Annotated in this window: 22 protein-coding genes and 1 pseudogene; 13 read left to right on the forward strand and 10 right to left on the reverse strand. The window is 62.9% G+C overall.

All coding sequences use genetic code 11. From position 1 onward, the window contains the following. Positions 1-106 precede the first annotated feature (106 nt). From CQ041_RS26485 to pilG, 8 genes and pseudogenes are all read right to left on the reverse strand, one after another. A pseudogene (locus tag CQ041_RS26485) lies at positions 107-253 on the reverse strand (transcriptional regulator); the annotation flags it as partial. Between the two features lie 10 nt (positions 254-263). After that, entirely contained in the window at positions 264-476 is a 213-nt protein-coding gene (locus CQ041_RS26490) for a DUF6124 family protein (protein WP_105521076.1), read from the reverse strand. 135 nt (positions 477-611) lie between these two features. Then, on the reverse strand, positions 612-1,067 hold the full coding sequence (locus tag CQ041_RS03260) for a chemotaxis protein CheW (protein WP_016976051.1): 456 nt from the start codon (positions 1,065-1,067) through the stop codon (positions 612-614). Further along, on the reverse strand, positions 1,060-6,870 hold the full coding sequence (locus CQ041_RS03265) for an Hpt domain-containing protein (protein WP_105521077.1): 5,811 nt from the start codon (positions 6,868-6,870) through the stop codon (positions 1,060-1,062). The genes CQ041_RS03260 and CQ041_RS03265 overlap by 8 nt, the downstream gene beginning before the upstream one ends. A 167-nt stretch (positions 6,871-7,037) precedes the next feature. Continuing rightward, positions 7,038-9,089: a methyl-accepting chemotaxis protein gene (locus CQ041_RS03270; RefSeq protein ID WP_105521078.1), complete on the reverse strand. Its 2,052-nt coding sequence runs from the start codon at positions 9,087-9,089 to the stop codon at positions 7,038-7,040. Further along, positions 9,086-9,610: a chemotaxis protein CheW gene (locus CQ041_RS03275; protein ID WP_105521079.1), complete on the reverse strand. Its 525-nt coding sequence runs from the start codon at positions 9,608-9,610 to the stop codon at positions 9,086-9,088. Before CQ041_RS03275 ends, CQ041_RS03270 begins: the two co-directional genes overlap by 4 nt. Positions 9,611-9,622: 12 nt before the next feature. Continuing rightward, positions 9,623-9,988 carry a twitching motility response regulator PilH gene (gene pilH, locus CQ041_RS03280; RefSeq protein ID WP_003234583.1) on the reverse strand — a complete coding sequence of 122 codons (366 nt, stop codon included), beginning with the start codon at positions 9,986-9,988 and terminating at the stop codon, positions 9,623-9,625. A 46-nt stretch (positions 9,989-10,034) separates the two neighbouring features. Next, positions 10,035-10,442 (reverse strand): twitching motility response regulator PilG, encoded by a 408-nt coding sequence (pilG, locus tag CQ041_RS03285; protein ID WP_105521080.1) that lies wholly within the window; start codon positions 10,440-10,442, stop codon positions 10,035-10,037. A 238-nt stretch (positions 10,443-10,680) separates the two neighbouring features. On the opposite strand from pilG, the gene gshB reads away from it, so the two are divergent. The 7 genes from gshB (at position 10,681) to CQ041_RS03320 (ending at position 16,671) form a co-directional block, all read left to right on the forward strand. After that, complete coding sequence (gene gshB / locus CQ041_RS03290) at positions 10,681-11,634, forward strand: glutathione synthase (protein WP_105521081.1); 954 nt, start codon at positions 10,681-10,683, stop codon at positions 11,632-11,634. 77 nt (positions 11,635-11,711) lie between these two features. Further along, positions 11,712-12,617, forward strand: coding sequence for an energy transducer TonB (locus CQ041_RS03295; protein ID WP_105521082.1), 906 nt, complete (start codon positions 11,712-11,714; stop codon positions 12,615-12,617). Positions 12,618-12,685: 68 nt separating this feature from the next. Next, the gene (locus CQ041_RS03300; protein ID WP_105521083.1) at positions 12,686-13,255 is read left to right on the forward strand and encodes a YqgE/AlgH family protein; all 570 of its coding nucleotides are present in this window, start codon (positions 12,686-12,688) and stop codon (positions 13,253-13,255) included. Continuing rightward, positions 13,255-13,692: a Holliday junction resolvase RuvX gene (gene ruvX, locus CQ041_RS03305; protein ID WP_005792259.1), complete on the forward strand. Its 438-nt coding sequence runs from the start codon at positions 13,255-13,257 to the stop codon at positions 13,690-13,692. The genes CQ041_RS03300 and ruvX overlap by 1 nt, the downstream gene beginning before the upstream one ends. A gap of 175 nt (positions 13,693-13,867) precedes the next feature. After that, positions 13,868-14,374, forward strand: a complete 507-nt coding sequence (gene pyrR, locus CQ041_RS03310) for a bifunctional pyr operon transcriptional regulator/uracil phosphoribosyltransferase PyrR (RefSeq protein ID WP_105521084.1) — start codon at positions 13,868-13,870, stop codon at positions 14,372-14,374. Positions 14,375-14,398: 24 nt separating this feature from the next. Then, positions 14,399-15,403, forward strand: coding sequence for an aspartate carbamoyltransferase catalytic subunit (locus CQ041_RS03315; protein ID WP_105521085.1), 1,005 nt, complete (start codon positions 14,399-14,401; stop codon positions 15,401-15,403). Next, positions 15,400-16,671 (forward strand): dihydroorotase, encoded by a 1,272-nt coding sequence (locus CQ041_RS03320; protein ID WP_105521086.1) that lies wholly within the window; start codon positions 15,400-15,402, stop codon positions 16,669-16,671. The genes CQ041_RS03315 and CQ041_RS03320 overlap by 4 nt, the downstream gene beginning before the upstream one ends. 119 nt (positions 16,672-16,790) lie before the next feature. Here CQ041_RS03320 and CQ041_RS03325 read toward each other — a convergent pair whose 3' ends face one another. Then, complete coding sequence (locus tag CQ041_RS03325; protein ID WP_105521087.1) at positions 16,791-17,219, reverse strand: TM2 domain-containing protein; 429 nt, start codon at positions 17,217-17,219, stop codon at positions 16,791-16,793. A gap of 249 nt (positions 17,220-17,468) precedes the next feature. On the opposite strand from CQ041_RS03325, the gene CQ041_RS03330 reads away from it, so the two are divergent. Continuing rightward, complete coding sequence (locus CQ041_RS03330; RefSeq protein WP_105521088.1) at positions 17,469-18,107, forward strand: C40 family peptidase; 639 nt, start codon at positions 17,469-17,471, stop codon at positions 18,105-18,107. 75 nt (positions 18,108-18,182) lie between these two features. Here the strand turns inward: CQ041_RS03330 and CQ041_RS03335 are convergent, their stop codons facing one another. Continuing rightward, positions 18,183-19,217, reverse strand: coding sequence for a type IV pilus twitching motility protein PilT (locus tag CQ041_RS03335; protein ID WP_105521089.1), 1,035 nt, complete (start codon positions 19,215-19,217; stop codon positions 18,183-18,185). Positions 19,218-19,274: 57 nt separating this feature from the next. Here CQ041_RS03335 and CQ041_RS03340 point away from each other — a divergent pair, with 57 nt between their 5' ends. From CQ041_RS03340 to metW, 5 genes are all read left to right on the forward strand, one after another. Further along, the gene (locus CQ041_RS03340) at positions 19,275-19,970 is read left to right on the forward strand and encodes a YggS family pyridoxal phosphate-dependent enzyme (RefSeq protein WP_105521090.1); all 696 of its coding nucleotides are present in this window, start codon (positions 19,275-19,277) and stop codon (positions 19,968-19,970) included. A gap of 24 nt (positions 19,971-19,994) precedes the next feature. Continuing rightward, positions 19,995-20,813: a pyrroline-5-carboxylate reductase gene (gene proC, locus CQ041_RS03345; protein ID WP_105521091.1), complete on the forward strand. Its 819-nt coding sequence runs from the start codon at positions 19,995-19,997 to the stop codon at positions 20,811-20,813. A 22-nt stretch (positions 20,814-20,835) separates the two neighbouring features. Next, positions 20,836-21,423 (forward strand): YggT family protein, encoded by a 588-nt coding sequence (locus CQ041_RS03350; protein ID WP_105521092.1) that lies wholly within the window; start codon positions 20,836-20,838, stop codon positions 21,421-21,423. A 136-nt stretch (positions 21,424-21,559) separates the two neighbouring features. After that, complete coding sequence (locus CQ041_RS03355; RefSeq protein ID WP_105521093.1) at positions 21,560-22,699, forward strand: homoserine O-acetyltransferase; 1,140 nt, start codon at positions 21,560-21,562, stop codon at positions 22,697-22,699. 7 nt (positions 22,700-22,706) lie between these two features. After that, a complete protein-coding gene (gene metW, locus CQ041_RS03360) occupies positions 22,707-23,327 on the forward strand; it encodes a methionine biosynthesis protein MetW (protein WP_105521094.1) in 621 nt (206 codons plus the stop codon). The last annotated feature ends 17 nt before the right edge of the window (positions 23,328-23,344 follow it).

A 23,344-nucleotide genomic window follows, 5' to 3' on the forward strand; every position in this document is an offset into this window, starting at 1 on the left:
CAAAATGTGGGAGCGTGGTGTTCAAACCAGCCGAGCTATCTTCACTCATGAACAGCAAACAAATTTTCCACTCTTGCGATCCGGCGGCTCAGCCTTCAAGCCGCCGCTACGTTGCAGATTCTCCAGGTTTGTCTTGTTGTCCATCCGTGGATTCCAGGGGGTCGCTCCCCATCAGGTTGATCTTGTCCTGCTGCACGACCCGCTGCACAAAACTGTTCCCGGCATTCCATTTGCCGATCCAGTCTTCAGGGGACGATCAAGTTTTAAGCCACTGGTGAAGGGGAAATCTGTTCCAGGGCCCGATCCACTAATAGCTGCCCCAACTCCGCCATTTGCTGAATCCCGAGCATGATCGCGCGCTGGGAGGTGTCCAGGTCGAACGCGAGATTGCAGGTCAGTGCGTTGAGGGAGGACAGGGTTTCGCTGGCGTTGACCAGCAGGAGCAGCCGGTGATTGAGCGGTTCGCGCGGATTGATTGAGGTTTACGGATTGTGGGAGGGGGCTTGCCCCCGATTGCGGTGGTTCAGGTATAGAAGTATCAACTGACAGTCAGCCATCGGGGGCAAGCCCCCTCCCACATCTTGATAGTCACTGGGATTGAGCATGAGGGGTCAGGCCAGGCCGGATTCGACCAATAGCGCTTCCAGCCCCATCAGGTCCGGCACCTTCGCCACATGCTCCCCCACCTGCACCGCCGCCAGTTCCAGCGGGCACAGCGGCACGTCGACATAACTCAACTCACTGTCGAGCTTGTACGACCGGGGAATCCCCTGAATCACCAGCGCAATAAACTTCAACGTCGACCGTCCACCCAATGCATTCAGCACCACGATGCGAGAGCGCTCGCCGGTCACGCTGGCCTCGCCGCACACCGCTTCAAAGCTGATCAGCGGGATTTGCCGATCGCGCCACGTCACCTGCCGCAAATACCACGGCGGTGCATCGCTGGCCGGCTCGCCGCGCTGGAAGTCGATCAGCTCGGCGATGGCCACGTTGGGCAGCACCAGGTGGCGGTCGGCCAGCGGCAGCAGCAGGCCGGTGAGTTGGCTGGTGCGGTGGTCAAGCATGGGACTTGCTCCAGTAGGCGATGCTTTCCAGCAGCACCGACTCTTGATACGGCTTGCCGAGGTAGTCATTCACACCAATGGCCATGGCGCGGTCACGGTGTTTCTGGCCGGTGCGCGAGGTGATCATGATGATCGGCAGCCGCATCAGCCGGGGGTCGTTGCGGATTTGCGTGGCGACTTCAAAGCCATCCATGCGCGGCATCTCGATGTCGAGCAGCATCAGGTCCGGCGTGTGTTCTTCCAGCACGGCAAGGGCGTCGATGCCGTCCTTGGCGGTGAGCACGTTCATGCCGTTGCGCTCCAGCAGGCGGCTGGTGACTTTGCGCACGGTGACCGAATCGTCCACCACCAATACCAGCAGCGGACGCTTCTTCAGCGGGTCGTTGAGGATCAGCGGCGCATCGGCCAACTGGGCTGGCAAGGCGGGTTGGCGCGCACGGATATGCGCCAGCAAGTCGATGATCAACACCACGCGCCCATCCCCCAGGATGGTCGCGCCCGACAGCCCCTGCACCCCGGCAAACTGCGGCCCCAGGCCCTTGACCACAATCTCCCGCGTCCCCGCCATGCCATCCACATGCACCGCCACGCGGCGTTCGTTGCACTGCACCAGCAGCACCGGCACCGGCACCGGCTGGTACTGGCCGAGCAATTTCGGCCGGCTCACGGTGTGCAGCAAATCGCCCAGATAAAACAATTCATAACGCTGGCCGGCGTACTCGTAACACGGCGGGTCCTGCTGATAATGCCCGGCCAACTCATGGGGCAGCACCCGCACCAGTCCTTCGATGGTGTTGAGAGGAATCGCGTATTGATCATCCGCGCACTGCACCATCAACGCACGGTTGACCGACACGGTAAACGGCAGGCGAATGCGAAAATGCACGCCGGCGCCCGGCGTCGAGTCGATAAACATCGAGCCGCCGAGCTGGCGCACCTCTTCGTGCACCACATCCATGCCCACGCCGCGCCCGGAAATCTGAGTGATTTTTTCCGCCGTGGAAAACCCCGGCTGCAGGATGAACTGCAGCACGTCGCGGTCGCTGATCTCTTGATTGGGGTCGAGCAAACCGCGCTTGATCGCCTTGCGCCGCACCGCGTCCAGCGGTACACCGGCGCCGTCGTCACGCATGTCGAAGACGATGTCGCCGCCTTCGTGGGTCAGGTCCAGGGTGATGCGGCCCTTCTCCGGCTTGCCCGCCAGCAGCCGCGCCTCGCGGGACTCCAGGCCGTGGTCGACGGCGTTGCGCAGCATGTGCTCCAGCGGCGCCGCCATGCGCTCCAGCACATTGCGGTCCATCTCGCCTTCGGCGTTGCCGACGATGAACTCGACGTCCTTGCCCAGCTCACCCGCCACTTGCCGCACGATGCGCTTGAGGCGCGGCAGCATGCGTTCGAACGGCACCATGCGCGTGCGCATCAAGCCTTGCTGCAATTCAGTATTGATTCGTGCCTGTTGCTGCATCAGGTCGTGGGCAGCCTGGTTGCGGCTGTCTAGCGTGTCCTTGAGGTCCAAAAGGTCCGACACCGATTCGGACAAGGCGCGAGACAGTTGCTGCAACTGGGAATGGCGGTCCATTTCCAGCGGGTCGAATTCTTCATACCCCAGGCGCTCGGCCTCGGCCTGCTGGCGGCTGAGGATGCGGCCCTGGGTTTCGCTGTCGAGGCGACGCAGTTGGTCGCGCATGCGTTCGAGCGTGGTTTCCATCTCGCTGAGGGCGATGCGTGCGTCGTTGACTTGCTGCTCGATACGGCCACGGAAGATCGAGGTTTCACCGGCCAGGTTGACCAGGTCGTCCAGCAGCTCGGCGGAAATCTTGACCATGTCGGCAGCCGGGTCGACCACCGTGTCCGCCTTGCCCGCTGGCAACGCCACCGGCAACACCGCCTCGTCGCTGGGGTGCACCAGGCTTTTGATGCGCTCGATCAGCTTGTCCACCGACCCTACCGGCACACCCTCCGCCACCGCGTCGATCATCTGCGCGAGGCGGTCGTGACAGCCCTGCAACAGCGCGAACAGTTCGGCGGACGGCGCCAGCAAGCCAGCGGACAACCCCTCGTAGAGAAACTCCAGTTCATGCGCCAGGTCGCCAATCGGCCCGATTTCCACCATGCGCGCGCCGCCCTTGAGGGTGTGCAGGTCGCGCAGCAGGGTTTCGACTTCCTGGCGGTTGCCGGGCTCGGCCTGCCAACGCGCCAGCGCGGCACTGGAGCTGTCGAGAATGTCGGCGGCTTCTTCCAGGAAGATATCCAGCAACTCGGGGTCGGCGCCTTGGGTGTGTGCGGGCGCAGCCGGGGCAGCCGGCGTGGTGTTCTGGCGCAGGGCTCGCACCTTGGCGACCAGTTCGGCGCTGTCGCTGAGGGGCTGCTGGTTCTGCAGTTCTTCGAGCTGCAGGGCCAGTTGTTCATGGCTGGCCATCAGCACCTGGGACAACTCGGCGGAGTAGCTGAAACGCCGGTCGACCAAGCCCTCGTACAGGCACTCCAATTCATGGGCCAACGCCGCCACCGGGCCAATTTCAGCCATGCGCGCGCCGCCCTTGAGGGTGTGCAGATCGCGCTGCAGCGACGACAGCGGCGCCGCGTTTTCGGGCTCCAGCAACCAGCGTTTGAGGGACTGCCCGGCGCTGTCGAGGATGTCCACGGCTTCTTCGAGGAAGATCTCGACGATCTCATCGTCCATCGCCGTTTCGTGACCCAACTGCGCCGTGGCCGCGCCTAGCTCGGAAATACTCAACGCGCGGCTGCCGTCACTCTTGATCAGGCCGGTGGCGGAGGGGTCCAGCGCTTCGTCCAGCAGCTCGCGCAGGGCTTCGACCCGCGTTGGCGCCGGGCTGATTTCCTGGCCGGCGGCCAGTTGGTCGAGCATGTTGATGAGTGCTTCATGGGCCTGTTCGGCCTCATGGAAGAAACGTTCGCTCACCGCCAGGCTGCTTTCTTCGACAGCGCCATACAGGTCAAGCAGGGCTTCACAGAGCTCGTCGATGGGGAGCAGGTCGGCGATGTGCGCGCCCTCCCCCAGGGTGGTCAGTTCATCCAGCAGTGCGGTGAGTTCCTGGCGCTCGCCGGGGTGCTGTTGCCAACGATGCAGCAGGCTGTCGGCGTCGAGCAGGATATCCATGCCCTGGGCCAGGAAGTTGGCGATCAGTTGCGGGTCGCGCTTGACCCGCAGGCCGGTGTTGGGCGCGTCGAGCAGCATGGCCAACTGCTGATCCAGCAGGGTCTGGGCGCGGTTGATCAGGTCTTTCGCGCCGTCGATAGGCGCCAGGGGGTCGCTGTCCAGCTGCCGCAGACCGCGCTGGAACAGCGCTTCGGCTTCCAGCAACACCTCCAGTTCGTCCAGGTCCAGTGCCAGGCGGTGCGCCTTGTACTCGCGGGTCAGGTGATCGAGTGGCCGCGCCAGCTCGGCGATGGGCAACACGCCGGCCATGTAGGCACTGCCCTTGAGGGTGTGCAGGGCGCGTTGCAGTTCATCGCTGACGTGCAGCGGCACGTGTTCGGCAGCCTGCTGCAGGAAGTGGTTGAGGCTGTCCAGGTGGCTCTGGGCTTCATTGCGGAAGATCTCCAGCAGCATCGGGTCGTGGGGTTCGGCGCCGCTGGCCAGGGCATGGGCGCGGGCGGCCAGGGCATCGACTTCGTCCCGCTGGCGCTGGTCGTCGGTGGCGAAATCGGCGATCAGTTCCGGCAACAGCGCCACGGCCTCATCCAGCACCTGCTGCACCTCAGGGCCTGGGGTGACGCTGCGTTCCAGCACCCGGTTGAGCAGGTTTTCCACCGCCCAGGCCAGCTCGGCCAGCACCAACGCGCGCACCATGCGGCCGCTGCCCTTGAGGGTGTGAAAGGCCCGGCGCATTTCGCCCTGGGCGGTCTTGTCGGCGCTGTCAGGCAGGTAGCGACGCAGGACGTCGAGGACTTCGTCGGTTTCTTCAAGGAAGACTTCGCGCAACTCGTCGTCGATGGGCGCTTCGTCCGCCGGTGGCGGCAGCAGGCTGCCGGGGCGTTGCAGGGCCGGCGGGTTCAGGCGCGAGGTCGGGCTGGCCAGGGCATCGAACTGGGATTGGCTGGGCGCGGTCTCACCGGACAGCGCGCCGTCCGGGGCCACCAGCGCCTGGCGCCAGGGTTTCTCGGCAGGCAGGTAGCCCAGCGCTGCCAGGCCTTGGGTAGCCCGTTCCAACACCCGCTCGCCCACCGCGTCCGGGTCCTGGAGCATGCGCTCCAGGTAGTATTCCAGGCTGCAGATCACATCGGCGAAGTGCGCCAGGTGCATCTGCGAAGGCGGCACATCGTCGACCATCAACACGTCATCGACGTAGTCGGTGCACCCGCGCATCAGGCTCGCTGCGCGGGGCAGCGGGATCATCGCCAACGCGCCGCGAACCTGGCTCAGCAGCTCGGGCAGGGACTCCAGGCGCTGGCGGTCCCAGTCGGCTTCGAGGCAGTCGATGACCAATTCCTTGGCCTGCTTCAAGCACTGGCAGGATTCGCGGATCACCAACTGATGAATCTGGGTCAGGTCGGTGGTGGGCAAGCGACTGTCTTCGCGACTTTCCGGTTCGACGGTGCCGACCATCCCCGCCAGCGTGGCTTCGACGTAGAGCAAGGCCCCGGCCACGTCCATCAGCACCGCGTCGTTGGGTTCGCGCTGGCCCTGGGCCAGGCTCAGCACCACGGCGAGCTGATCGATGATGACCTTGCGCGGCTGGCCAAAGCCCAGCACCGCCAGGGTATCGGCGATCTGCCGCAGCGGCGCGAGCAGGGTTTCCAGGTCGCGGGTGTGCTGGCGGTCGCTGCGCACGAACAGGTCGAGGCGCTCCTTGACCCGCACCAGCTCCTCACATAATGCGCCCAGCACCGAGCCCATGGCATTGCGATCCGGCCCGGCCAGCCGCGCGCGCTCGGCGTCGACCACCGCGCTGTCGGGCAAGGCTTCGTCCAGGCCGTAGCGCTCTTTCAAACTTTGCATGCGCGGTGTCGGGCGGGTGACCTTGGCGACGTAGAACAGCAGGCTCTTGAGCAACTCATCCGGCGCCGCTTGGTTGATCCCGCCAATGCCTTGGGCCAACAGGCGTTTGAGCTGCTTGCCACTGGCCTTGAGCAAACTGCGCAGCGCCGGACTGTTGGCGATCACGCCGGTGAGCATGCCTTCGACCAGCGCCGAGGTGACTTGCCACAGCGGCAATAACGGCGCGCCCTGGCACAGGGCCTCGAGACGTGCGAACACCCGTGCCATGTCTTCGAGGTTGCTGGGGCCGTGGTCTTCACGCAGCAACCCGGCCAGGGCCTGTTGCAAGAGCGTGTGCCACAGACGCAACTGTTCGTGCAGGTCGCGCGTGGCGCGCTGGGCCAGGGCTTCATCGGGCAGCGGCGCAATGGACAGCAATTGCGGGCTGAACAGGCTGGTTTCCGACAGCAGGCTTTCGCCGCGCGCGCTGCGCAGGTCGTTGAGCAGCGGCAGCACCACCAGCGGCAGGTCACGGCGGGCGCTGTGCACGCGGTCCAGGTACAGCGGCAGTTGGTTGAGGGCCTGTTGCAGCAGGCGGATGCCTTCGTCGCGCTGGCTGACGCCGCCGGCTTGCAGGGCCTGCGCCAGCTCTTCGATTTCCTCAGCCAGCAGGGCTGCGCCATAGAACTCGACCATTTGCAGCGCGCCATGCACTTGATGGACACACGCCAGGCACTCGCCGATGGCATCGCCGTCTGAGGTTTCGACATACGCATCGAGCGCCGAACGGGCCTGTTTCAGGGTTTCGGCAATGTCGCCCTTGACCCATTCGAGGGCCACGTAGTCGTGCCGGTCAACCATAACTGCTCCGCTTGGAATTCGTGGGTTGCTGGTGGTGCGAGATATCAAGACAGATAGAGGTCAAATGTGGGAGGGGGCTTGCCCCCGATGGCGGTGCATCAGTCAACGATTGGGTGACTGACCTACTGCTATCGGGGGCAAGCCACCTCCCACAGGTGGACTGCATTTCAATCATCAGCCTGTTTAACCGCTGGCAAGGTGAACCCCGACACCGACCTGCGCAACTGGCTGGCCATTTTCGCCAGGTTGCCGATGCTTTCTGCGGTGGCCGTAGAGCCCGACGAGGTCTGCGTGGTGATCTGCTGGATCACGTTCATGGTCAGGGAGATCTGCCCCGCCGAAGACGTCTGTTGCTGCGCCGCATTCGAGATGCTCTGGATCAGCGCCGCCAATGTCTTCGATACGCCTTCGATTTCTTCCAGCGCCACGCCTGCATCCTGCGCCAACCGTGCGCCGCGTACCACTTCGGTGGTGGTCTGCTCCATCGAAATCACGGCTTCATTGGTGTCGGCCTGGATCGCCCGCACCAGGGTTTCGATCTGCCGCGTGGCCGCCGACGAGCGCTCGGCCAGGCGTTGCACCTCGTCGGCCACCACCGCAAAGCCGCGGCCGGCGTCCCCGGCCATGCTGGCCTGGATCGCTGCGTTGAGAGCGAGGATATTGGTCTGGTCGGCGATGTCGTCGATCAGGCTGACGATGTCACCGATCTCCTGGGATGACTCGCCCAGGCGCTTGATGCGCTTGGCGGTGTCCTGGATCTGCTCGCGAATGTTGTCCATGCCGTGGATGGTGTTGTGCACCACCTCGTTGCCCTTGTTGGCAATCTCCACCGAACGCTCCGCCACCGCCGAGGATTCGGCCGCATTGGCCGACACCTGGTCGATGGACTGGGCCATCTGGTTGATCGCGGTGGACGCTTCGGCAATCTGCTGCGCCTGATGCTCCGAGGCCTGCGCCAGGTGCATCGCGGTGGCCTGGGTGTCCTGCACCGCACCGGCGACTTGCCCGGCGGTGAGGTTGATCGTGGCGACCAGGTCGCGCAACTGGTCGACGGAATAGTTGATGGAGTCGGCGATGGTGCCGGTGAAGTCTTCGGTCACCGAGGCCGTGACCGTCAGGTCGCCGTCGGCCAGGTCTTCGATTTCATCCAGCAGGCGCATGATCGCGTTCTGGTTACGCTCGTTCTTCTCGGCGGTTTCGTGCAGTTGACGATTGGTCTCGCGCACCATCACCAGGCCGATCAGGATGATCGACGCCAGCGCCAGCAGGCCCAGCACGTAGCCGCCAATGGTATCCAGGCTGCGCCCGCTGGCGAGGTTCTCGAACCCGGTGGCCAGGTGCGAGGCTTCGTCCAACAGGGTTTGCGACAGGTTGAAGATATTGCTCGCCGACGCCCGCACCTGGAACAGCTGCGGCGAGGTTTCGAGGATTTCATCCACGGAGCCTGAGACAAACTCGAACAGCTCGGCGATTTCCGCCAGCCGTGCGCGGGCGTCGCGGTCCTCGACCTGAGTGATGCGCAGCCCAGGGTTGCCGTTGAGCATGCCGTTGAGCACCTGGCCAAAGCGGTTGGCGTCGCGGCCAAAGGCATCGGCGGCTTGCACGGCGGTTTCGTCGCCGGCCAGCACGGTGTTCACCGCGCCCAGAATTCGCTCGGCCAGCAACGACTGGCGCTGGGCCAACGCCACCTGGCTGGCCGGCGCGCCGCGTTGCAGCAGGATGTCGACGACCTTCTCCGACTCCAACTGCAATTGCGGCACGGTTTCGGCGAGGGTCGCAGCCACTTGGTGCAGCGACAACACGGTCTGTTCGCTGGCAAGGATGGCGTCGGTGTTTTTCAGCAGGGCTTCCCAGTCGGTCTGCACCGCGCGCATTTCCGCGCGCACGGCACTGGGTGCGGCCGGCAGCCCGGTTTGCGAGTCACCTTTTTTCAGGTAGCCCCAGCGCTGGGCGAAGTCATTGCGCGCGTCCCCCAGCAACTTGAAGGCGGCGGCCTTGCCGGCGGCGGCTTCGGTGGCGTTCTTGGCGATGCGCTGGGACAGCACACGCAACTCACCGGCGTGGCCGATGTACTGCTTGTCGTAGGTGGACTGGGTGTTGAGGTACGCGAAGTTGGCGAACAGCAGCATGATGAACACAATCAACGCAATGAACAGCACGATGATCTGCGAGCGGCTGCGCGAGCCCGCCTGGGTCTTGGACGGGGTGACAGTGGTCATGCGGCGACATCCATGAAGCCTGGAGCCTGGGCCAGGGCGAAGGGGCTGAAGACCTGCCATTGCGGGTCACCGTCGAAGCAGCCCTGGATAAACGGCGCGGCTGGGGCGTCGCTGGGCAACAGTGCGTCTTGTGCAAAATGCTGCATGCCCATCACCTCATCCACCAGCAGCCCGACAAACAAGTCGTTGTATTCCACCACCAGCACGCGCCGTTGCTTGCGCGCGCGGGACAATGCCAGGCCGAGGAACGCACCCAGGTCCATCACCGGCAGCAGGCGCCCGCGCAGGTTGGCCACGCCCTTGACCCAGGCCTTGACCCCCGGCATCAAGGTGCAATGCGGTTCATGCAGGACTTCGGCGACTTCGCCCATGGGCGCCACGTACCAATGCTGGCCCAGGCGAAAACCGATGCCGCTCCAGCGTTGCTGGCGGGTTTCCTGGGACGGCAGGTCGGCGGCCAGCAGGCGACAGCGGCGGTCGATATCCAGCAGCAACTCGAAGGCGGTCTGCGACTCGCTCATGATGGCCTGCCGTCAGCCGGCCAGCACCTTGTTCAGCGTGGCGATCAGGGTGTCTTCGTCCACCGGTTTGGTCAGGTAGTCCTTGGCGCCCTGGCGCGCGCCCCAGATCTTGTCGGTTTCCTGGTCCTTGGTGGTGATGATGATGATCGGGATACCGTTGGTTTCCGGTTCCTTGGACAGCTGACGGGTAGCCTGGAAGCCATTGAGGCCCGGCATCACGATGTCCATCAGCACGGCATCGGGTTTTTCCTGACGGGCCAGGGCCACGCCGTCTGCGCCGTTTTCGGCCTTGAGGACCTGGTGGCCATGCTTTTCCAGCATGCCGGTGAGTTTGTACATTTCGGTCGGCGAATCGTCGACGATCAGAACACGTGCCATGGTTTTCCCCACTACTTTGGTAAACGCCGGCCCTTGTGAGGCGGCGTCAGTGTGCTTGTTCTGCTGCGGCGAACGCAGGCACGTAGGCCTTGATCGCGCCCAGCAGTTCTTCCTTGCTGAAAGGCTTGGTCAAAAACTGATCGACACCCACGATTCGGCCCTTGGCCTTGTCGAACAGGCCGTCCTTGGAGGACAGCATGATCACCGGGATCGACTTGAACGCCGGGTTGTTCTTCACCAGCGCGCAGGTCTGATAGCCATCCAGGCGCGGCATCATGATGTCGACAAAGATAATGTGCGGGTGATGGTCAACGATACGGGCCAGGGCATCGAAACCGTCGATGGCCGTGATGACGTCGCACCCCACGTTCTTCAACAAGGTCTCGGCGGTGCGGCGGATCGTCTTTGAGTCGTCGATCACCATCACCCTCAAGGCGTTGGAATGCTGTTCCATATCTGCTCTACCATCGCCACAGCGAATCGGTTTTCGGTGTGTACTGCCTGATGTTGCCCGGGACGAGCCCGCAAGCCTTGGAATTCAAAGGCTGCTGCGCCGTGGCAGTCTTTTTAGCACAGTCTCGGGGAGCAATCTATCGAGGCACCCGCCCGGTGGTTTTTCCTTGACCCACAACAGCCGCAGCGCCACTCTGACGCCACTTTTATGCGCCCCAATTTGCTAGAGGAAATCCCCCATGAGCGTTCGCGTCGGCATTGTCATGGACCCTATCGCCAGCATTTCCTATAAAAAGGACAGTTCGCTGGCCATGCTCCTGGCCGCCCAGGCCCGTGGCTGGAGCCTGTTCTACATGGAACAGCGCGACCTGTACCAGGGCGAAGGCCAGGCCCGCGCGCGCATGCGCCCGCTGCAGGTGTTCGCCAACCCTGAGAAATGGTTTGAACTGCAGGATGAAATCGACAGCCCGTTGAGCGACCTCGATGTGATCCTGATGCGCAAGGATCCGCCATTCGACATGGAGTTCGTCTACTCCACCTACCTGCTGGAGCAAGCCGAAGCCGCTGGTGTACTGATCGTCAACAAGCCGCAAAGCCTGCGCGACTGCAACGAAAAGCTGTTCGCCACCCTGTTCCCACAGTGCACGCCGCCGACCGTGGTCAGCCGCCGCGCCGATGTGCTGCGTGAATTCGCCGCCAAGCACGGTGACGTGATCCTCAAGCCGCTGGACGGCATGGGCGGCACCTCGATCTTCCGTCACCGCGCCGGCGACCCGAACCTGTCGGTGATCCTGGAAACCCTGACCGCACTGGGCACCCAGCAGATCATGGGCCAGGCCTACCTGCCAGCGATCAAGGACGGCGACAAGCGCATCCTGATGATCGACGGCGAGCCGGTGGATTACTGCCTGGCACGTATCCCGGCGGCGGGCGAGACCCGGGGCAACCTGGCGGCCGGTGGTCGCGGTGAAGCGCGCCCCTTGTCGGAGAAAGACCGCTGGATTGCCGCTCAGGTTGGCCCGACCCTGCGGGAAAAGGGCTTGTTGTTTGTAGGACTTGATGTAATTGGTGAGCACCTCACCGAAATCAACGTCACCAGCCCTACTTGCATCCGCGAGATAGACAACGCGTTTGGCACCAACATCGGCGACATGCTGATGGCGGCCATCGAGCGCAAGCTACAAGCCAAGTGACATAGAACAGCCGGACACAAACCAACATTGCGTTATCATGCGCCACCTGTGAAACGCGCGATGTTGGTTCCTTTGTCATGACACTCCCGTCCGATCTGCCCCCCGAACTCTCCCACAGCGGCGTGCGCCCGGCTGATCGGCTCGGATTTACCCTGTTCCTGGCCGCACTGGTTCACCTGGCCTTGATTCTCGGCCTGGGCTTCACCATGGTCGAGCCCAAGCAGATCAGCAAAACCCTGGAAATCACCCTGGCCACCTTCAAGAGCGAGAAGAAGCCCGAGAAGGCGGATTTCCTTGCCCAGGAAAACCAGCAGGGCAGCGGCACCCTGGACAAGAAGGCCGTGCCCAAGACCACCGAAGTGGCGCCGTTCCAGGACAACAAGGTCAACAAGGTCACTCCGCCGCCAGCACCCAAGCCCGAAGTCCGGCAGGCCGCGCCCAAGGCTGCCGTGACCACCGTCGCGCCCAAGCCGCAGAAAGCCCCGACCCAGCGCGAAAAGACCAAGACCGAACCCAAACCCGAGCCGGTCAAGCCGGCGCCGACCTTCGACAGTTCGACACTGACCGATGAAATTTCCAGCCTGGAGGCCGAACTGGCCCAGGAACAACAGCTCTATGCCAAGCGCCCGCGCATCTACCGGCTGAACGCGGCCTCCACCATGCGCGACAAAGGCGCCTGGTATAAGGACGAGTGGCGCAAAAAGGTCGAGCGCATCGGTAACCTCAACTACCCCGAAGAGGCACGGCGCCAACAGATCTATGGCAATTTGCGCCTGTTGGTGTCGATCAACCGCGATGGTTCGTTATATGAGGTGCTGGTACTCGAGTCATCCGGCCAGCCGCTGCTGGACCAGGCCGCCCAGCGCATCGTGCGCCTGGCCGCGCCTTTTGCGCCGTTCACCGGTGACCTGAACGACGTCGACCGCCTGGAAATCATCCGCACCTGGAAATTCGCCAAGGGTGATCGGCTTTCCAGCAATTGATGACAATTTGCCCGGGGCAGCACATCCCCAGCTTGTCAGTTCGCCCCTCCAACGCCACACTAGCGGACATGAAAAACGTCAGCCCGACCTACCTCAAGCACCAATTCCTGATCGCCATGCCCCATATGGCCGACCCGAACTTTGCGCAGACCTTGACCTACATCGTCGAGCACACTGCCAACGGTGCCATGGGGTTGGTGGTCAACCGCCCGCAAGAGCTGAGCCTGGCGGATATCCTTGAGCAGCTGCGCCCCGAAATCGACCCACCGGCCCGTTGCCAGGGCGTGCCCATCTATATAGGCGGGCCGGTACAGACCGATCGCGGGTTTGTGCTGCACCCCACCGGGCCGAAGTTCCAGGCCACGGTTGACCTGGAGGGCGTGTCGCTGTCCACCTCCCAGGACGTGCTGTTCGCCATCGCCGACGGCGTGGGGCCCGAGCAAAGCGTAATCACCCTCGGCTACGCCGGTTGGGAAGCAGGCCAGCTGGAGGCCGAACTGGCCAGCAATGCCTGGCTGACGTGCCCATTCGATGCCGACATCCTCTTCAATACCGCCAGTGAACAGCGCCTGGAAGCGGCCGCCGCCAAGCTGCGGGTCAACCTCAGTCTGTTGACCAGCCAGGCGGGGCACGCCTGATGGCTTTGCGTCTGATATTGGGTTTTGACTACGGCACCAAACAGATCGGCGTAGCAGTTGGCCAGGTCATCACCGGCCAGGCCCGCGAGTTGTGCACCTTGAAAGCCCAGAACGGCATTCCGGACTGGAACCAGGTCGAGGCCCTCATTAAAGAGTGGAAACCCGACGCCGTCGTGGTCGGCCTGCCGCTGAACATGGACGGCACCCCCAGCGACATGTGCCTGCGCGCTGAAAAGTTCGCCCGCCGCCTCAATGGCCGCTACAACCTGCCCTTCTATACCCACGACGAGCGCCTCACCACCTTTGAAGCCAAAGGTGAGCGCCGTGACCGGGGCGGGCAGAAAGGCAGCTACCGCGACAATCCTGTGGACGCCATCGCCGCCGCCCTGTTGTTGCAGGGATGGCTGGATGAAAACACCGCTTTATTTGAATCCTGAATTGCCGCATTGCTTTTTGCAGGAGCGAGCTTGCTCGCGAAAAACGTCAACGATTACGCGCGCATCCAGTGATGCACGCGGCGCCTGTGAGTTCTTCGCGAGCAAGCTCGCTCCTGCAGTGTCTTTTACGTTTGAGCCCGGACCTTGCCTGCGCCAAGGTCCTGAAGGAGCCACCATGAGCCTGCCGAACCCCGCCGAACTGATCAGCCAGATGGCCACCCGCCTCACGGCCCATCTGCAACACCGCAACATCAGCGAGCCGCGCTTCATCGGCATTCGCACCGGCGGTGTGTGGGTCGCCCAGGCGCTGCTGGAAGCATTGGGCAGCGATTCGCCCCTCGGCACCCTCGACGTGTCCTTTTACCGTGACGATTTCAGCCAGAACGGCCTGCATCCGCAAGTGCGCCCCTCGGCCCTGCCGTTCGAGATCGAAGGCCAGCACCTGGTACTGATCGACGACGTGCTGATGAGCGGCCGCACCATCCGCGCCGCCCTGAACGAACTGTTCGACTACGGCCGTCCGGCCAGCGTGACCCTGGTGTGCCTGCTGGACCTGGACGCCGGCGAATTGCCGATCAGCCCGGATGTGGTCGGCGCAACGCTGTCGCTTGCGCCCCACCAGCGGGTAAAATTGTCCGGTCCCACGCCGCTCGTACTCGAACTGCAAGACCTCGCCCTTTAAACCGCCTTGTAAAGAGTCCCCGCGATGACGCCTCTAGATGCCAAGCGCCCGCTGCAGCTCAATGCTCAGGGTCAGTTGCAACACTTCTTGTCCCTCGACGGTTTGCCCCGCGAACTGCTCACCGAAATCCTCGACACCGCCGACTCGTTCCTGGAAGTCGGTGGCCGCGCGGTGAAGAAGGTCCCGCTGCTGCGCGGCAAGACCATCTGCAATGTGTTCTTCGAGAACTCCACCCGCACCCGCACCACCTTTGAGCTCGCTGCCCAGCGGCTGTCGGCCGACGTGATCACGTTGAACGTGTCCACGTCGTCGGCGAGCAAGGGCGAGACCCTGCTCGACACCCTGCGCAACCTGGAAGCCATGGCCGCCGACATGTTCGTGGTGCGTCACGGCGACTCTGGCGCCGCGCACTTCATCGCCGAGCACGTGTGCCCGCAGGTGGCGATCATCAACGGCGGCGACGGCCGTCACGCCCACCCGACCCAGGGCATGCTCGACATGCTCACCATCCGTCGGCACAAGGGCAGCTTCGAAAACCTCTCGGTGGCCATTGTCGGCGACATCCTGCATTCGCGGGTTGCGCGCTCGAACATGCTGGCCCTGAAAACCCTGGGTTGCCCGGACATCCGAGTGATCGCACCGAAAACCCTGCTGCCGATCGGCATCGAGCAGTACGGCGTGAAGGTCTACACCGACATGGCTGAAGGCCTCAAGGATGTGGACGTGGTGATCATGCTGCGCCTGCAACGCGAGCGCATGGCCGGAGGCCTGTTGCCGAGCGAGGGCGAGTTCTACCGCCTGTTCGGCCTGACCACCGCGCGCCTGGCCGGCGCCAAGCCGGACGCCATCGTCATGCACCCGGGCCCGATCAACCGTGGCGTGGAGATTGAGTCGGCGGTGGCCGACGGCAGCCAGTCGGTGATTCTCAACCAGGTTACCTACGGCATCGCCGTCCGCATGGCCGTATTGTCCATGGCCATGAGCGGGCAAACCGCCCAACGTCAATTCGAGCAGGAGAACGCCCAGTGAAGCTCAGCATCCTCGGCGCCCGCGTTATCGATCCGGCCAGTGGCCTGGACCACGTCACCGATCTGCATCTGGAAGCCGGCAAGATCATCGCCCTCGGCGCTGCACCCGTTGGTTTCAGCGCGCTGGACACCATCGACGCCCAAGGCCTGGTGGCCGCGCCCGGGCTGGTGGACCTGAACGTCGCCCTGCGCGAGCCGGGCTACAGCCGCAAAGGCAGCATCACCAGCGAAACCCGCGCCGCTGCCGCCGGTGGCGTGACCAGCCTGTGCTGCCCGCCGCACACCAAGCCGATCCTGGACACCTCGGCCGTGACCGAGCTGATCCTAGACCGCGCCCGTGAAGCCGGCAACTGCAAGGTGTTCCCCATCGGCGCCCTGAGCAAAGGCCTGGAAGGCGAACAACTCGCCGAACTGATCGCCTTGCGTGACGCGGGCTGCGTAGCGTTCGGCAACGGCCTGGAAAGCTTTCGCAGCACCCGCACGTTGTTGCGCGCGCTGGAATACGCAGCCACGTTCGACCTGACAGTAATCTTCAATTCCCAGGACCGCGACCTGGCCGAAGGTGGCCTGGCCCATGAAGGCGCCGTGGCCAGCTTCCTCGGTTTGCCGGGCATTCCGGAAACCGCCGAGACCGTGGCCCTGGCCCGCGACCTGCTGCTGGTGGAACAAAGCGGCGTGCGCGCGCACTTCAGCCAGTTGACCAGCGCACGCGGTGTCGCCCTGATCGCCCAGGCTCAAGCCCGTGGTCTGCCGGTGACGGCGGATGTGGCGTTGTATCAGCTGATTCTGACGGATGAAGCGCTGATCGACTTTTCCAGCCTGTACCACGTGCAGCCGCCGCTGCGCACCCTGGGCGACCGCGACGGTTTGCGTGCGGCGGTCAAGTCCGGTGTGGTCTCGGCGATTTCCAGCCATCACCAGCCCCATGAACGCGATGCCAAGCTGGCACCGTTTGGCGCGACAGAGCCGGGCATCAGCAGTGTCGAACTGTTGCTGCCGCTGGCGATGACGTTGGTGGAAGATGGTTTGCTCGACTTGCCAACGTTGCTGGCACGCCTGAGCGCCGGCCCGGCCGAGGCCCTGCGTCTGCCGGCGGGTAAATTGGCGGTGGGTGCGGCGGCGGATCTGGTGCTGTTTGACCCGGCCAGCTCCACGGTTGCCGGAGAGCAGTGGCTGTCCAAAGGTGAGAACTGCCCGTTCATCGGGCATAGCCTGCCGGCGACGGTACGCTACACCTTGGTCGACGGACGCATCAGCTACCAGGCCTGATGCTATCAACACTGTAGGAGCGAGCTTGCTCGCGAAGAACGGATAGGCAACGCGGGCTACCTGATAGCGCTGCGTTATCGTTAACGTTCTTCGCGAGCAAGCTCGCTCCTACAGGTTATTTACCGCCCGTTATTGCGCTCGGCATTGCGGATCGAAATCTGCGTATTCAACGTCCAGAAGTCATACAGCACCCCCACCAGGAACAAACCGCCGGTCAGCAGGTAGATCAGGCCGGTGATCCATTTGCCTTGGTACATGCGGTGCACGCCAAACACACCGAGAAATGCCAACAAGACCCAGGCCACGTTGTATTCAATGGGCCCGGCGGTAAAACGCAGGTCGGCTTCACGGTCCATGGCCGGGATCAGGAAAAAGTCGATCAACCAGCCAATACCCAGCAAACCCAGCGTGAAGAACCAGATCGTGCCGGTGACGGGCTTGCCGTAATAGAAGCGATGCGCCCCGGTAAAACCGAAAATCCAGAGCAGGTAACCGATCACCTTGCTGTGAGTGTCTTGCTGCGGACCAATCTGCTGATAGGTGTTCATCGCGTACCTCTTTTGCCTCGATAGATAAATTTTTTCACTTTCTTTGTGACTTTTTTACGGGCGCCCGACGTACGGCAAATGGTATCTTCCCTGCCCTGAAAGCCTTATGCCACCTGACTTGTGTAGGACAATTCCGGCGATTCGTCGCGTTTTTCCTGATTTTGACGTCAAGGTTCAGTCGACAAACGGCCTGAGAACGACACAAAAAGCTGTTATAAAGTTGCGCGCAACCCACAAGAGCCACGCCTAATGCGACCATTTTTCAAGACATGGCTAACCATTTGCCTATTAATGCCACTGGCCGCCCACGCCACCAATCGTGAGCAACGACTTCCAAACGTCAACGGTTTCACCCCCAAGGTTCACAGCACCCCAGGCACCGCCAAAGCGGTGAAGCTGACCGTCAACCGCCCGACTCAACTGAGCAAGGCCCACAACGGCAAAGCAGTTTCCAGCCTGGTCGGCGTCAACACCAAGCAAAGCAGCAACGTCCTCAGCCGCGCCGTCAACGTGCTCGGTACTCCTTATCGTTGGGGCGGCAGCAGCCCAAGTAAAGGGTTCGATTGCAGCGGCTTGGTAAAATATGCGTTTAATGATGTTGCAGCAGTAGACCTGCCACGCACCTCCAACGCCATGGCTGCCGGCCACGGGCAGAAGGTTGATCGCAAGGATCTGAAGCCGGGCGACCTGTTGTTCTTCAAACTGAAGAGCCGCCAGGTGAATCACGTTGCTATCTACCTGGGCAACGACCGCTTCATCCACGCACCGCGCCGTGGCAAGTCGGTGAGCATCGACACGCTGAAGAAGCCGTTCTGGGACAAGAACTACGTGATTGCCAAGCGGGTACTGCCTAAAGAGCAGAATAACCTGCGAGTAGTCCAGCGCTGATTCCAAGCTGTAATGCGGTAAAAATATGGGAGGAGGCAAGCCCCCTCCCACATTTAATTGCAGGGTTCTTGAGCGTTATAGATCACCCGGCACCCTCGCCTTCTCCAGGGCGTCCTCCCGACTGACCACCCCCGCCCCGACCAAGCCCTTCAAACTCATATCCAACGTCTTCATCCCCAGCGCCCCGCCGGTCTGGATCGCCGTGACCATCTGCGCCACCTTGTCCTCGCGAATCAGATTCCGAATGGCCGGCGTGCCCAGCATGATTTCATGGGCCGCCACCCTTCCGCCGCCGATCTTCTTCACCAGTACCTGCGATACCACCGCCTGCAACGACTCCGACAACATTGAGCGGACCATCGCTTTTTCCCCCGCCGCAAACACATCCACCAACCGGTCCACGGTTTTGGCTGCCGATGAAGTGTGCAGCGTACCGAACACCAGATGACCGGTTTCTGCCGCCGTCAGCGCCAGGCGGATGGTATCCAGGTCACGTAACTCGCCCACCAGGATCACATCCGGGTCTTCCCGCAGCGCCGAGCGCAGGGCGGTGGCAAAACTATGGGTGTCGCGGTACACCTGGCGCTGGTTGACCAGTGCGGTTTTCGGCCTGTGGATAAATTCGATGGGGTCTTCCAGGGTGAGGATGTGCTGGCGCCGGTGTTGGTTGAGATGGTCGATCATCGCCGCGAGCGTGGTGGACTTGCCCGAACCGGTCGGCCCGGTGACCAGCACCAGGCCGCGGGGCAGTTGCGCGATACGCTGGAACACCTCGCCCAGTCCCAGGTTTTCGAGGCTTTGGACCTCGGAGGGGATCGTGCGGAACACCGCCCCCATGCCGCGGTCCTGACGGAAGACATTCGCGCGGAACCGCCCCACACCCGGCAGTTCGAAGGCAAAGTCTGTATCAAGAGATGTTTCGAAATCCTTTTGCTGGTGCTGATTGAGCAAAGGGCTCAACAAGTCCGCCACTTGCGGTGCTGAAAGCACCGGCCAATCCAGCGGCCAGACCTCGCCATCGACCCGCAGCATCGGCGCCAGACCGGCAGATAAATGCAGGTCGGAGGCGCCACGGCGCACGCTGGCCGTCAGCAGTTCAGTGATATCCATAGGGCTTTCCATTTCCAGTAGAATGCCGCGGACTCCATATCCACGGGCGCATCTTGAATGTCGACGATAGCAGACAACATCGACCTGGTTAGCCAGCGCATCCGCGCCGCAGCCGACGCCGTGCAACGTGACGCCAGCAGCATCCACCTGCTGGCCGTGAGCAAGACCAAGCCTGCACAGGCCGTGCGAGAAGCCTTCGCCGCAGGGGCCCGTGACTTTGGCGAAAACTACCTGCAGGAAGCCTTGGGCAAACAGGCCGAATTAACCGACCTGCCCTTGAGTTGGCACTTTATCGGCCCCATTCAATCGAACAAGACGCGCGCTATCGCCGAGAACTTCGACTGGGTGCATTCCGTGGATCGCCTCAAAATTGCACAACGCCTGTCCGAGCAACGCCCGGCCGACCTGCCACCGCTGAACATCTGCATCCAGGTCAACGTCAGTGGCGAAGCCAGCAAGTCCGGCTGCTCACCCGCCGACCTGCCGGCCTTGGCCGATGCCATCAGCGCCCTGCCGCGCCTGACGCTGCGTGGCCTGATGGCAATCCCCGAGCCAACGGACGATCGCGCCGAGCAAGATGCAGCGTTCGCCACGGTGCGCGTGTTGCAAGCCGGTTTGAACCTGCCGCTGGACACACTTTCCATGGGCATGAGCCATGACCTTGAGTCGGCCATTGCCCAAGGCGCCACGTGGGTGCGGATCGGTACCGCGCTGTTTGGCGCCCGCGATTACGGCCAGCCAGCAAATGGCTGACTTTTCACTGAATAAGGACCTGTCATGAGCAACACGCGTATTGCCTTTATCGGCGCCGGTAACATGGCGGCCAGCCTGATCGGCGGCCTGCGGGCCAAGGGCCTGGACGCCGCGCAGATCCGCGCCAGCGACCCGGGCGCCGAGACCCGTGCCCGCGTCAGCGCCGAGCACGGCATTGAAACCTTTGCCGACAACGCCGAGGCCATCCAGGGCGTCGATGTGATCGTGCTGGCGGTGAAGCCCCAGGCCATGAAGGCCGTGTGCGAAAGCCTGCGCCCGAGCCTGCAGCCGCACCAGTTGGTGGTGTCCATCGCCGCCGGCATTACCTGTGCCAGCATGAACAACTGGCTCGGCGCCCAGCCAATCGTGCGCTGCATGCCCAACACCCCGTCGCTGCTGCGCAAGGGTGTGAGCGGCCTGTTCGCGACTGAGCAGGTCAGCGCCGCACAACGTGATCAGGCTCAGGAGCTGCTGTCCGCCGTGGGTATCGCCCTGTGGCTGGAACAGGAACAGCAACTGGACGCGGTCACCGCGGTGTCGGGCAGCGGCCCGGCATATTTCTTCCTGCTGATCGAGGCCATGACCGCCGCCGGCGTAAAGCTGGGCCTGTCCAAGGACGTCGCCGAGCAACTGGCCGAGCAAACCGCCCTGGGCGCCGCGCACATGGCGGTGTCCAGTGAGGTGGATGCGGCCGAGCTGCGCCGTCGCGTAACCTCCCCGGGCGGCACCACCCAGGCCGCCATCGAATCGTTCCAGGCCGGGGGCTTTGAAGCCCTGGTGGAAACCGCACTGAGTGCCGCGGCGCATCGTTCGGCCGAAATGGCTGAGCAGTTGGGCAAATAGTCGTCCCTACAAGGAATCAAACATGCTTGGAATCAATGACGCTGCCGTATTCATCATCCAGACCCTGGGCAGCCTGTACCTGCTGATCGTGCTGATGCGCTTTATCCTGCAATTGGTGCGGGCGAACTTCTACAACCCGCTGTGCCAGTTCGTGGTCAAGGCCACCCAGCCACTGCTCAAGCCACTGCGCCGCGTGATCCCGAGCCTGTTTGGCCTGGACATGTCGTCGCTGGTACTGGCGCTGCTGCTGCAGATCCTGTTGTTCGTGGTGATCCTGATGCTCAACGGCTACCAGGCCTTCACCGTGCTGCTGTTGCCATGGGCGCTGATCGGGATCTTCTCGCTGTTCCTGAAGATCATTTTCTGGTCGATGATCATCAGCGTGATCCTGTCCTGGGTCGCCCCCGGCAGCCGCAGCCCTGGCGCCGAACTGGTCTACCAGATTACCGAGCCGGTGCTGGCACCGTTCCGTCGCCTGATCCCCAATCTGGGCGGCCTGGATATTTCGCCGATCTTCGCGTTCATAGCGATCCAGTTGGTGCAGAGCTGGGTGATTCCGCGACTGGCGTTCTATGCGTTCATGCCAAAAGAACTGTTTGGCCTGATCTGATTCACCGCGGTAAAAATGTGGGAGGGGGGGCAAGCCTCCTCCCACATTTTGTATCTGCTCACTGAAGCAGGCCTTTGCTTGCCGCTAGCGGCCCCGCTCTTTAGACTTACGCCTCATTTAAACGAGAGCAGGGTCGATGCCAGCTGCCTTTCCCCCCGATTCTGTTGGACTGGTCGTGCCCCACGTGGCGCACTTCAGCGAACCGCTGGCCCTGGCCTGCGGCCGTTCGCTGCCTGCCTATGACCTGATTTACGAAACCTACGGCCAACTGAACGCCACGGCGAGCAACGCCGTGCTGATCTGTCACGCCCTCTCCGGCCATCATCACGCCGCCGGTTTCCACTCGGCCGACGACCGCAAGCCCGGTTGGTGGGACAGCTGCATCGGCCCCGGCAAGCCCATCGACACCAACAGGTTCTTTGTGGTCAGCCTCAACAACCTTGGCGGTTGCAACGGTTCCACCGGTCCCAGCAGCCTCAACCCGGAAACCGGCAAGCCGTTCGGCGCCGACTTCCCGGTGCTCACCGTGGAAGACTGGGTGCACAGCCAGGCGCGTCTCGCCGATCTGCTGGGCATCAACCAATGGGCTGCCGTGATCGGTGGCAGCCTGGGCGGCATGCAAGCGCTGCAATGGACCATCACCTACCCGGACCGCGTGCGTCATTGCCTGGCCATCGCCTCGGCGCCGAAGCTGTCGGCGCAGAACATCGCCTTCAACGAAGTGGCGCGCCAGGCGATCCTCACCGATCCCGAGTTCCACGGCGGTTCGTTCCAGGAAGCCGGGGTGATCCCCAAGCGCGGCCTGATGCTGGCGCGGATGGTGGGGCATATCACCTACCTGTCCGATGACTCCATGGGCGAGAAATTCGGCCGTGGGCTCAAGAGCGAAAAGCTCAACTACGATTTCCACAGCGTCGAGTTCCAGGTGGAAAGCTACTTGCGCTATCAGGGTGAGGAGTTCTCCGGGCGTTTCGATGCCAATACCTACCTGCTGATGACCAAGGCCCTGGACTACTTCGACCCGGCCGCCAACCACAACGACGACCTGGCCAAGACTTTCGAAGGCGCCACGGCCAAGTTCTGCGTGATGTCCTTCACCACCGACTGGCGCTTCTCGCCGGCGCGTTCGCGCGAACTGGTGGATGCGCTGATGGCTGCACGCAAAGACGTCTGCTACCTGGAGATCGACGCTCCGCAGGGCCACGATGCCTTCCTGATCCCGATCCCGCGCTACCTGCAAGCGTTCAGCAACTACATGAACCGAATTACTTTGTGAGAACGCCATGAGAGCCGACCTGGACATCATCCAAGAATGGATCCCCGCCGGCAGCCGCGTGCTCGACCTGGGCTGCGGCGATGGCGAACTGCTGAGCTGGCTGCGGGACAACAAGCAAGTCACCGGCTATGGCCTGGAAAACGACCCGGACAACATCGCCCAGTGCGTGGCCAAGGGCATCAACGTGATCGAACAGGACCTGGACAAGGGCTTGGGCAACTTTGCCAGCAACAGCTTCGACATCGTGGTGATGACCCAGGCCCTGCAAGCGGTGCACTACCCGGACCGGATTCTCGACGAAATGCTGCGCGTCGGCCGCCAGTGCATCATTACCTTCCCGAACTTCGGGCACTGGCGCTGCCGCTGGTACCTGGCGACCAAGGGTCGCATGCCGGTGTCGGACTTCCTGCCGTACACCTGGTACAACACGCCGAACATCCACTTCTGCACCTTCGAAGACTTCGAAGCGCTGTGTGGCGAGCGTGAAGCCAAGGTGATCAACCGCCTCGCCGTCGATCAGCAGCACCGCCACGGCTGGGCGAGTAAACTATGGCCCAACCTGTTGGGCGAAATCGGGATTTACCGGGTCAGCAGTCCTGGCCTGACCGACCACAAGATTGCCGTCTAATCATCTTCACGAGGGAC

This window comes from Pseudomonas sp. MYb60 (assembly GCF_002979555.1).
In the GTDB taxonomy this organism is placed as follows: domain Bacteria; phylum Pseudomonadota; class Gammaproteobacteria; order Pseudomonadales; family Pseudomonadaceae; genus Aquipseudomonas.

Excerpts from the sequence above, each read along its gene's own strand:
- CQ041_RS03300 (WP_105521083.1), top strand. The coding sequence starts at position 12,686 with ATGAAAAACGTCAGCCCGACCTACCTCAAGCACCAATTCCTGATCGCC.
- pyrR (WP_105521084.1), top strand. The coding sequence starts at position 13,868 with ATGAGCCTGCCGAACCCCGCCGAACTGATCAGCCAGATGGCCACCCGC.
- pilH (WP_003234583.1), bottom strand. The coding sequence starts at position 9,988 with ATGGCACGTGTTCTGATCGTCGACGATTCGCCGACCGAAATGTACAAA.
- CQ041_RS03295 (WP_105521082.1), top strand. The coding sequence starts at position 11,712 with ATGACACTCCCGTCCGATCTGCCCCCCGAACTCTCCCACAGCGGCGTG.
- proC (WP_105521091.1), top strand. The coding sequence starts at position 19,995 with ATGAGCAACACGCGTATTGCCTTTATCGGCGCCGGTAACATGGCGGCC.
- CQ041_RS03350 (WP_105521092.1), top strand. The coding sequence starts at position 20,836 with ATGCTTGGAATCAATGACGCTGCCGTATTCATCATCCAGACCCTGGGC.
- gshB (WP_105521081.1), top strand. The coding sequence starts at position 10,681 with ATGAGCGTTCGCGTCGGCATTGTCATGGACCCTATCGCCAGCATTTCC.
- CQ041_RS03270 (WP_105521078.1), bottom strand. The coding sequence starts at position 9,089 with ATGACCACTGTCACCCCGTCCAAGACCCAGGCGGGCTCGCGCAGCCGC.
- CQ041_RS03265 (WP_105521077.1), bottom strand. The coding sequence starts at position 6,870 with ATGGTTGACCGGCACGACTACGTGGCCCTCGAATGGGTCAAGGGCGAC.
- CQ041_RS03325 (WP_105521087.1), bottom strand. The coding sequence starts at position 17,219 with ATGAACACCTATCAGCAGATTGGTCCGCAGCAAGACACTCACAGCAAG.
- pilG (WP_105521080.1), bottom strand. The coding sequence starts at position 10,442 with ATGGAACAGCATTCCAACGCCTTGAGGGTGATGGTGATCGACGACTCA.
- CQ041_RS03335 (WP_105521089.1), bottom strand. The coding sequence starts at position 19,217 with ATGGATATCACTGAACTGCTGACGGCCAGCGTGCGCCGTGGCGCCTCC.
- CQ041_RS03275 (WP_105521079.1), bottom strand. The coding sequence starts at position 9,610 with ATGAGCGAGTCGCAGACCGCCTTCGAGTTGCTGCTGGATATCGACCGC.
- CQ041_RS03330 (WP_105521088.1), top strand. The coding sequence starts at position 17,469 with ATGCGACCATTTTTCAAGACATGGCTAACCATTTGCCTATTAATGCCA.
- ruvX (WP_005792259.1), top strand. The coding sequence starts at position 13,255 with ATGGCTTTGCGTCTGATATTGGGTTTTGACTACGGCACCAAACAGATC.
- CQ041_RS03340 (WP_105521090.1), top strand. The coding sequence starts at position 19,275 with ATGTCGACGATAGCAGACAACATCGACCTGGTTAGCCAGCGCATCCGC.
- metW (WP_105521094.1), top strand. The coding sequence starts at position 22,707 with ATGAGAGCCGACCTGGACATCATCCAAGAATGGATCCCCGCCGGCAGC.
- CQ041_RS03260 (WP_016976051.1), bottom strand. The coding sequence starts at position 1,067 with ATGCTTGACCACCGCACCAGCCAACTCACCGGCCTGCTGCTGCCGCTG.
- CQ041_RS03355 (WP_105521093.1), top strand. The coding sequence starts at position 21,560 with ATGCCAGCTGCCTTTCCCCCCGATTCTGTTGGACTGGTCGTGCCCCAC.
- CQ041_RS03315 (WP_105521085.1), top strand. The coding sequence starts at position 14,399 with ATGACGCCTCTAGATGCCAAGCGCCCGCTGCAGCTCAATGCTCAGGGT.